Below are 8,468 nucleotides of genomic sequence, written 5' to 3'. Positions count from 1 at the left end.
AAGGAAATGTGGTACAATTACATGAGTGGTTGCTGGGGGGGGGGGGGGGGGGGGGGGTAACGATACTGTGGCAGCTATTAGGTGCTGCTTTCAGAGCGGCTTTTTTCATGGGGGATCTCCTTATGAAGTACCGGTTTGGTCCCCCTAAGGGAGACTGTGCTTATATACGCAAATTGCTTGGGCCGTTTTAGGCCAGATTGGTATAGGATAGCACATTTACGGAAGCTGTCAAGAGGACGGAGGAAGTGAGACGGCGGTTCCCTCCTTCCTCTATTACTGCCCTCAGGTAACAAATTCCCGTTTCAGCAACTCCAAATCCAGCTCAGGATAAACCGGGAAGCGATCCAAAAGTTTTTTTACCCGGCCCAGCGCTTCATCCTTAACCTTAGGCTCCACCACATACTTTGTTTTACTCGGCTTGGAAGGATCCTTCGTATCAGGGCCGGGGCTGGTGTTTTTCAGGACCATGACGATGATGGCTCCAAGTTCCGCCATGTCCGCAGCGCTCATGCCCAGGGTACTTACCGCAGCGGTACCAATGCGAAGACCCGAAGTATACCAGGGGCCGTTGGGGTCATTGGGAAGGCTGTTCCGGTTCAGGATGATATCACAGTCGTGGAGGGCGTTTTCAGCTTGACGGCCCGTAAGACCCAGGTTACGGACATTGACCAGGAAAAGGTGATTGTCCGTACCGCCGGTGGGAACCTCAAGCCCGCCCTTAATACAGGCGGCGGCTAAGGCCCGGCTATTATCTACGATCCGGTGGGCATAGTCCTGGAACTCCGGCTTGGCGGCTTCCCGGAAGGCCACCGCTTTGGCAGCGATAACATGGGGAAGGGGACCGCCCATGGTAAGGGGACAACCCTTGTCCAGGGCATCGGCGAATTCCTTGGTGGCAAGGACCATCCCCGCCCGGGGACCCCGGAAGGTCTTATGGGTGGTACTGGTTACCACATGGGCCCAAGGCACCGGGTCGTATTCTCCGGTAAAAACCTTCCCCGCCACCAGGCCGGCGAAGTGAGCCATGTCTACCATCAATACCGCCCCAACCTTGTCGGCAATCTCCCGCATCCGCTTAAAACTGATCTTCCGGGGATAGGCAGAATAGCCCGCCAGTAGTATCAGGGGCTTCACTTCCAGCGCTTGTTTTTCAATAACATCGTAATCCAAGAGGCCCGTCTCATTGGAAACCCCATAGCTATGAATCTCAAACATCCGGCCGGATACATTGTAGCGGTAGCCGTGGGTAAGATGGCCCCCGGAATAGTAGTCCAGCCCCAGGAGACGCTGGTTCCCCATATCCGTTTTGAGCTGCTTCCACTGGGCATCGCTCAGTTTATACAGGTTCGTTTCGCCGTATTTGGTCAGGGCGGGATTTTCCACCCTGGTGGTAAGAATCGCCCAATAGGCCAGCATATTGGCATCCACCCCGCAATGGGGTTGGACATTGGCATATTCGGCGCCGAAAACTTTCCGGGCCTCTGCGGCGGCCAGAGATTCCACGGCGTCCACATTCTCATTCCCCGCATAAAAACGATGGGAAGGCATACCTTCGGCATATTTATCGGTTAAGAGGTTCCCCATGGCCAATTGAACCGCCATGGAACAATAATTTTCGCTGGCAATAAGTTTTACCCGTTTGCGCTGGTTTTCCAGTTCCTTCACGATAGAAGCGGCAATCTCAGGGGCGATTTTAGCGACCTCCTGAAGATTACACAGATACGCCAGCAGAGATGTGTCTACCTTGTCGGGAGAGGTAGCGGCCAGATACGCAGCAACGGGATTCTTATCCATGAGGTAACTCCAATAAATTGATATGTTTACCCAGCATACCCAAAAAGGCCGGGGGTTTTCAAGGGGACTGGAGAAGGTGTTGACGAACCACCTCTTTATCATACAGAATGTAATATATGTTTGATAATCGGCGAAGTACCAGATATCCAACCATTGCGAGAGCCCTTGTTCCTGAAATATTTGAAGGAGAGGCATTGCTGAAGGATCTCAGTATCACCGGGTGCTGTGTGGAATATACCATGTTTGTGGATATCAAACCTAATACTCCGTGTAAACTGCAGATTCTACCCGATTCTGCGGCGAAAATTGCCCCCTTTGAGCTCCTGGTAGAAAGCCGGTGGGTCCGTTCCGGGGGTTATTCCTGCGAAATTGGGTTTACCATAGCCGTGTCTCCCAAAGGACGGGATTTCCAGCGTTACGTCGATTATCTTGCCTGGCGATCCACCTCAGTCTAAGCTGCCGCGCTTAGAGCCTCTTCCCGGCCGGATATTCCAGTCGGTTTCAGGCTTTGAGGATCATTTGGAACAGGAGCTTGGAACCTGGGACGATTCCTGGGGTCCTTTCTACCGGGCGCAAACCCCGCCGGATTCTGTTTTCTGGTTTCAAAACTGCTGGTTCAAGCCCTTTCGCTTAGAATTTAACTCCATCTCCGAAGCCGCTTCCATTTTGCGAGGTATCCAAAGAAACTGGGCGCCCACCCTTTTTACCCAGTTTCGCCGGAGCGCCCTGATAAGCTCTAAACTGCCGCCCCTATCCTCAAAAAGACGGCCCTTCCCCTGGACACTACCGGACAATCCCATGGGAAGCTGGACCCTCCTGGACGCCAATACCCTCATCGGTTCCGCCCAATGCGCCAGCCCCTTTCCCGGGGGGATTATCGAATTTGATGAGGATAAACTGGGGCCTCCCAGCCGGGCCTACGTAAAACTTTGGGAAGCCCTGGTCCGCTGCGGCCGCCTGCCCCAGCCTGGCGAGCGTTGTCTGGACGCCGGGGCAAGTCCCGGGGGCTGGACCTGGGCCCTTGCGAACCTGGGGGTAAATGTATTGGCGATAGACCGCGCTCCCCTGGAGGACCGTATCCTGGCTATGCCCGGGGTCGGCTTCCAAAAACACGATGCCTTTACCCTGCGCCCCGAGGAAATAGGCCCCCTGGACTGGCTTTTTTGCGACGTGATCTGCTACCCTCAGCGCCTGTACGAGTGGATTGAAAAGTGGCTGGCCTCCGGGCTCTGCAAAAATTTCATTTGTACCATAAAGATGCAGGGCGATGGGGACTTTGAAACAAGCCGCCGTTTCGCCGCTATCCCGGGCAGCGCCGTGGTGCATCTCTACCATAACAAACATGAACTATGCTGGATAAAACTCGCCTCGGAATGATATGACATTATTACAAAATGTGTTATACTGTTAACAATAAGTATGATAACGGTAATTGCCCTCTGCGGCCTTGGTGTGGAAAAAGTAGTTTCAAACGAAATACGAAAACTCAGCGGAAATTACCGGGTCCTGGAATCCGGGTTTGGCAGGGTCCGGTTTGAGACGGATATCCCCGGAATTTACCGGGCCCTCATGGCCCTGCGATGTGCGGATCGCCTGCTCCTGGAGATGGGCCTCTTCCCCGCTGCGGATTTTGATGCCCTTTTCGAAGGGGTAAAGGCCATCCCCTGGGAAGCTTGGATACCTGCCGGAATGGGCATACGGGTTGCCAAGGTCCGGTCTAACCGGTCCAAGCTGCAGGGGATCACCACCATACAGGCTATGACCCACAAGGCTGCTGCGGACCGGCTCTGCGAAAAATACCGGCAAGCCCGGCTGGACGAAACCGGCTTCCAGGCGGAGCTGCGGGTTTATGTGGAAAAGGACCAGGTATCGGTACTGCTGGACCTTTCCGGGGAGCCCCTTTTCAAGCGGGGTTACCGTACCGAAGGCGGGGCTGCCCCCCTTAGGGAAACCACCGCTGCGTCGCTTCTGCTCCTGGCCAACTGGCGCCGGAAATTTCCCCTCTACGATCCCTTCTGTGGGTCCGGTACCATTGCCATAGAGGCGGCCCTCTACGCCTGGGATGCGGCCCCCGGCCTGGGACGGCGCTTCACCCTCTCGGATCTTATACCGGCTGATGCGAAAACCGAGGCGGCAGTGCGGGAGGAACTCCTGGGCAAAGTAAACTTTGAACGAACCATACGTATTTACGGAAGCGATTCGGATGTCCGATCGGTTTCCATTGCCAAATCCAATATCCAGCGAGCCTATGAACTGGCCCAGGGTAAAAGTCCCGGCGCCGGGATACGCCCGGAAATTCGGCTTCCCTGGCTTCCGGAGTTCCGGACCGTACCCATGAAGGCAGCCCGGCTCCCGGAGGGCCTTACCGGGGAGCGGGGCTTTATCATCACCAACCCGCCTTATGGGAAACGGCTGGGGGAAGTGGCGGAGGCGGAGACAATCTACAGGGAAATGTCTGATATGGGGAAACAGTTTCCGCTCTGGAAGCTGGCGGTGATCACCGACCATCCCGGGTTTGAATCCCATTTCGGTAGGAAAGCCGATTCCTGCCGGGAACTAACCAACGGCGCCCTGGACTCGTATTTTTACGAGTATACGGCGCTCTGAACAAACATGCGGGGGTTATGGAGTGTCTATACCGGTTGAACATGACAAGAGACGGCAGGAAATCCTTCAAAAGGCCCTGGATGTCTTTATCGATGAGGGTTTTGAAAACGCAACCTTTCAGAAAATAGCGGACCGCTGCGGAATCACCAGGACAACCCTATATATATACTTTAAGAACAAAAAAGAAATCTTCAATTACAGCATCAAGCTTTTGCTCCAGACGGTGGAACGGGATCTCCTGCAGGTCAGGGGCGATAAAACCCTGGGCAGCATAGAGAAATTAAGCAAGGTTATCATCCTGATAATTGAACGGCTGGAAGAAAACCGCCATCTCCTTTCGGTGGTTCTGAATTATCTGCTCTACCTTTCAAAAAGCGATTCCGACCCGGACTACCGGGTACGCCGCCGGACCATACGGATGCGCCATATCCTGGCCTCCATGCTGATAGAGGGTATAAGGGCGGAAGAAATAAAGCCCGTCAATGTCCGCATCATGGATGATCTCCTCTATGGGCTCATAGAAACGGCCATTTTCCGCTTGACGGTCCTGAAACGCCCCGATGCGGGGGAATTGAAAAAAGCGGTGGAAGAGACCCTAAACCAGATCCGCATTGACCCATAATATGGTTGTAAAATGCAGAATTATTATATATCATATAGAGTATGGCCCAGGGAAATACCGTTGAAGTATTAGGTAAAAAAATCTTTTTTCTCTATCCTGCAGCGCTGGTACAAAACGATGTGGTGGAAGAGCTGATACAGGAAGAATATGAGGTTTATGTAATAAAGGATCAGGAAAAACTCAAAAAAATCATAGCCAAGTACCCCGCTTCGGTTGTCCTGGTTAATATCAGCGAACAGCTGTCCGAGAAGGAGTGGGAACAGTGGATCAGGGCAATCATGGCAGACCCCGTTACTGCCAAAGTGGACATAGGCATCCTTGCCCCCAACGGTGATGAAGATCTAAAGCGTAAATACGTCAATTCGGTAAAAGTAAAATGCGGATATATCCAGGTAAAATCCGATTCCAAACTCCTCATCAAACAGGTTTTGGCGGCCCTCATAGCGGTGAATGCCAAGGGACAGCGAAAGTATATCCGGGCGGCGCCGGATAACGAGACCATGACTACCATTAACCTTCCGATAAACGGAGACTACATCAAGGGAAACATCAAGGATATCAGTACCATGGGGCTTTCCTGCATATTCGACGAAGATCCTGAGTTGGAAAAAAATTCCCTCTGCCAGAATGTCCAGATAAAACTCCAGAGCATACTTCTAAAGGTCGAGGGGATCGTATTTGGTTTCCGGGACGATGGGGTTACAAAAACCTACGTTATTGTTTTTACCCAGCGGACCGACCCGGCGGTACGGACCAAGATACGAAAGTTCGTCCAGGGCTCCATGCAAGCCAAACTGGACGCCGAATTTAAGTAATTACTCAACCTTAAACCGTGAAACTTCCTGAACAAGGACATCGATGCTCTCCTTGTTTTCCACACTGATGGTATTCACCCGGTTTACCGCCACATTGATCTCATCCGCCCCTATGGCCATTTCGTTCATCCCGTTGGTGATCTCCTGGGTAGCCAATTCAAGGTTCTTCCCTTCGGTGATGATCTCCTTACTCCCTTCAAGCATTTCCATAGATCCGTTTTTAACCTGTTGGGTAATACTATTGAGTTGACCAATCACTTCCAGAATCTGCTGGCTCCCCACGCTCTGCTCTTCCATAGAGTTCCGGATATTCTCCGTCTGTTCCGATACGGTCTTTACGCCGGTATCTATGGCTCCAAACTTGCTGAGCACACTATCGGTAGATTTGGTGATCTTGTCGATAGATTCCTTTATCTTCTTCAACACCGTACTGATGGTCTTGGACTGTTCCCCGGAACTCTCTGCAAGTTTCCGGATCTCGTCGGCCACAACCGCAAAGCCCTTCCCCGCTTCTCCGGCGTGGGCCGCTTCAATAGCCGCGTTCATGGACAGCAGGTTGGTCTGGCTGGCGATGTTCTCCATCACTGCGTTTATTTCCAGCAAGCCCTCGGATTCCCGGGCAATTTCCTGAATATCCGTAGACACCCCCGAAAGCCCCGTACGGCCCACATCGGAAGCTTCTATCAGCTGCCGGACATTTTCCGTATTCCGTCCCAGAGTATCGGTAACCGATTTAATGTTTGCAATCATCTCCTCAATAGCGCTGGAAGACTTATCCACACTGGAAGTTTGATTTTCTACATGCCCGTTGAGCTTGTCGATATTAATAGTAATCTGCTCCATGGTAGCGTTGGTTTCATTCACCGAAGTAGACTGGTTAACAACCCTGGTTTTAATGCTCTGAATATTGGCGGTAATCTCATTGATAGCCGATGCCGTCTCGGTCATATTACTGGCCAGCTCGTTCCCTATATCAAACAGAGCCGCAGATTGCTTTTTAATAGTGATCACCAGGTTCTTGATCTTTTCCAGGGTCAGGTTGAAGTACCGGGAAAGATCGCCGATTTCATCCTTCGTTCTGGTCTCTATCTGTTTAGTCAGATCCCCCTCTCCTTCGGAAATATCCTTGAGGGTATCGGACACCTTGATGATAGGCCTGATAATGGAAAGGGAAATAAAATAGACCATAATCGACGATATAACAATCGCAATCCCTGCTAACAGCAAGGTAAAGCTCGTGATACTATTTACATTTACCATTACTGTTTCCAGGGGCACCAGGGCGACCATCGTCCAGGGGGTAAGGGTATCCCCAACAAAGAAGGGATAGCTTTGAAATATCATTCCGTTATTTTGGGCTGTAACCGGTTTCCCATCCACAAAGGATTGCATTATCTTTGCTACTCCCTCCTCGCCTATCACGGCAATGCCGGTTCCCTGGAGATATTCTCCCCGCCGATCCGCCGTCCGGTGCGCAATTATCCTGCCGTTATTGGCAAAAAGGGCGGCATACCCCGTTCCATAAGGGCTAATCGGTTCGACAAATTCCTGGGTAGCGTCAAGACTGATATGGATACCCACCATCCCCACAATTTCCTGGGTGGCATCCACAATAATGGGTATGATAAGCTCGGTGGTTAACACATCTTTGCCGCTGACATTTTCGTACTCAGGGTTAGTAATGGTCGGAACTGATGAAAGGTTTCCCAATGCGGCTTCCCAATCAACGTAGGCCTGAAGCTCAACAGGGCCCCGTTCCCGGGTATAATAGGGAATAAAATTACCCGTCTTGTCGGCGCCGGGGGTATTGGCAAATTCAGTGTCCCTGCCGTCCAATACCCCGGGTTTCCACACCGTAAAAATCCCCACAAAACGGGGGTTGGATTCCAGAATGTCCCGGAGGATAGTATTATACGTGGACCGCCGTTCTGTCCGGTTCACAGCCTCATACCCGTTAAAAACCTGGGTTACCGCCAAACCAATGTCGTAGTATTTTTGATACCGTGCGGCCAGATAGTTGGAGTTCAGGCCGGTCATGTTTTCCATGTTCTCCAGGGTAGCCGCGGTTACCATTTCCCGGGACCGGGTAAGAAACACGAAAGTTATGGTCGCAACCACTACTATCATCATCGCCGCCATTATTATGGTAAGCCGCATTTTTAATTTCATAAATAATTCCTCCGGGAGTCCAATACCTCTGTACTTAGTTTCGCTTCTCAGAGGATGGAAGGAGAGCATTATATTATAAGGTTTGTAAGTTTATTAAAAAAAAGCCCCGAATAAATCGGGGCTTGGGTTAAAGCATAAAAACAGTACTGATTATTCCACTTTGAACTTGGACACTTCCTGTACCAGAACATCTATGTTCTCTTTGTTCTGTCCGCTGATCTCGTTCACCCGGTTCACCGCAACGTTTATCTGATCCGCTCCGGTGCCCATCTCGTTCATCCCGTTGGTTATCTCCTGGGTCGCCATCTCCAGGTTCTTCCCCTCGGTGATGATCTCCTTACTCCCCTCAAGCATCTCCATGGAACCGCCCTTAACCTGCTGGGTGATCCCGTTCAACTGGCTGATCACTTCCAGGATCTGCTGGCTTCCCACACTCTGCTCTTCCATAGCGTTCCGGATAT

At 51.7% G+C, this 8,468-nt stretch carries 7 protein-coding genes and 1 pseudogene; 5 read left to right on the top strand and 3 right to left on the bottom strand.

The window, feature by feature from the left end:
• Positions 1-282 precede the first annotated feature (282 nt).
• A complete protein-coding gene (locus LQZ19_RS10100; protein ID WP_411047546.1) occupies positions 283-1,794 on the bottom strand; it encodes a glycine hydroxymethyltransferase in 1,512 nt (503 codons plus the stop codon).
• Between the two features lie 116 nt (positions 1,795-1,910).
• On the opposite strand from LQZ19_RS10100, the gene LQZ19_RS10095 reads away from it, so the two are divergent.
• The 5 genes from LQZ19_RS10095 to LQZ19_RS10075 are packed head-to-tail and all read left to right on the top strand — an operon-like array spanning position 1,911 to position 5,838.
• The gene (locus LQZ19_RS10095) at positions 1,911-2,249 is read left to right on the top strand and encodes a PilZ domain-containing protein (protein WP_411047545.1); all 339 of its coding nucleotides are present in this window, start codon (positions 1,911-1,913) and stop codon (positions 2,247-2,249) included.
• Positions 2,224-3,171: an SAM-dependent methyltransferase gene (locus tag LQZ19_RS10090; protein WP_411047544.1), complete on the top strand. Its 948-nt coding sequence runs from the start codon at positions 2,224-2,226 to the stop codon at positions 3,169-3,171. Before LQZ19_RS10095 ends, LQZ19_RS10090 begins: the two co-directional genes overlap by 26 nt.
• Positions 3,172-3,213: 42 nt before the next feature.
• A complete protein-coding gene (locus LQZ19_RS10085) occupies positions 3,214-4,401 on the top strand; it encodes a THUMP domain-containing class I SAM-dependent RNA methyltransferase (RefSeq protein WP_411047543.1) in 1,188 nt (395 codons plus the stop codon).
• 22 nt (positions 4,402-4,423) lie between these two features.
• Positions 4,424-5,023, top strand: a complete 600-nt coding sequence (locus LQZ19_RS10080) for a TetR/AcrR family transcriptional regulator (protein ID WP_411047542.1) — start codon at positions 4,424-4,426, stop codon at positions 5,021-5,023.
• 41 nt (positions 5,024-5,064) lie between these two features.
• Positions 5,065-5,838: a PilZ domain-containing protein gene (locus LQZ19_RS10075; RefSeq protein ID WP_411047541.1), complete on the top strand. Its 774-nt coding sequence runs from the start codon at positions 5,065-5,067 to the stop codon at positions 5,836-5,838.
• Here the strand turns inward: LQZ19_RS10075 and LQZ19_RS10070 are convergent, their stop codons facing one another.
• Together LQZ19_RS10070 and LQZ19_RS10065 are read right to left on the bottom strand one after the other, a co-directional pair.
• Complete coding sequence (locus LQZ19_RS10070) at positions 5,839-8,007, bottom strand: methyl-accepting chemotaxis protein (RefSeq protein WP_411047540.1); 2,169 nt, start codon at positions 8,005-8,007, stop codon at positions 5,839-5,841.
• Positions 8,008-8,157: 150 nt separating this feature from the next.
• A pseudogene (locus LQZ19_RS10065) lies at positions 8,158-8,468 on the bottom strand (methyl-accepting chemotaxis protein); the annotation flags it as partial.

The organism is Treponema primitia (assembly GCF_046533075.1).
GTDB classification, from domain to species: Bacteria; Spirochaetota; Spirochaetia; order Treponematales; family Breznakiellaceae; genus Termitinema; species Termitinema primitia_B.
This window is presented reverse-complemented; position numbering and strand designations above follow the sequence as displayed.

Coding starts and splice junctions, on each gene's coding strand:
- LQZ19_RS10095 (WP_411047545.1), top strand. CDS start 1,911: ATGTTTGATAATCGGCGAAGTACCAGATATCCAACCATTGCGAGAGCC.
- LQZ19_RS10075 (WP_411047541.1), top strand. CDS start 5,065: ATGGCCCAGGGAAATACCGTTGAAGTATTAGGTAAAAAAATCTTTTTT.
- LQZ19_RS10100 (WP_411047546.1), bottom strand. CDS start 1,794: ATGGATAAGAATCCCGTTGCTGCGTATCTGGCCGCTACCTCTCCCGAC.
- LQZ19_RS10085 (WP_411047543.1), top strand. CDS start 3,214: ATGATAACGGTAATTGCCCTCTGCGGCCTTGGTGTGGAAAAAGTAGTT.
- LQZ19_RS10070 (WP_411047540.1), bottom strand. CDS start 8,007: ATGAAATTAAAAATGCGGCTTACCATAATAATGGCGGCGATGATGATA.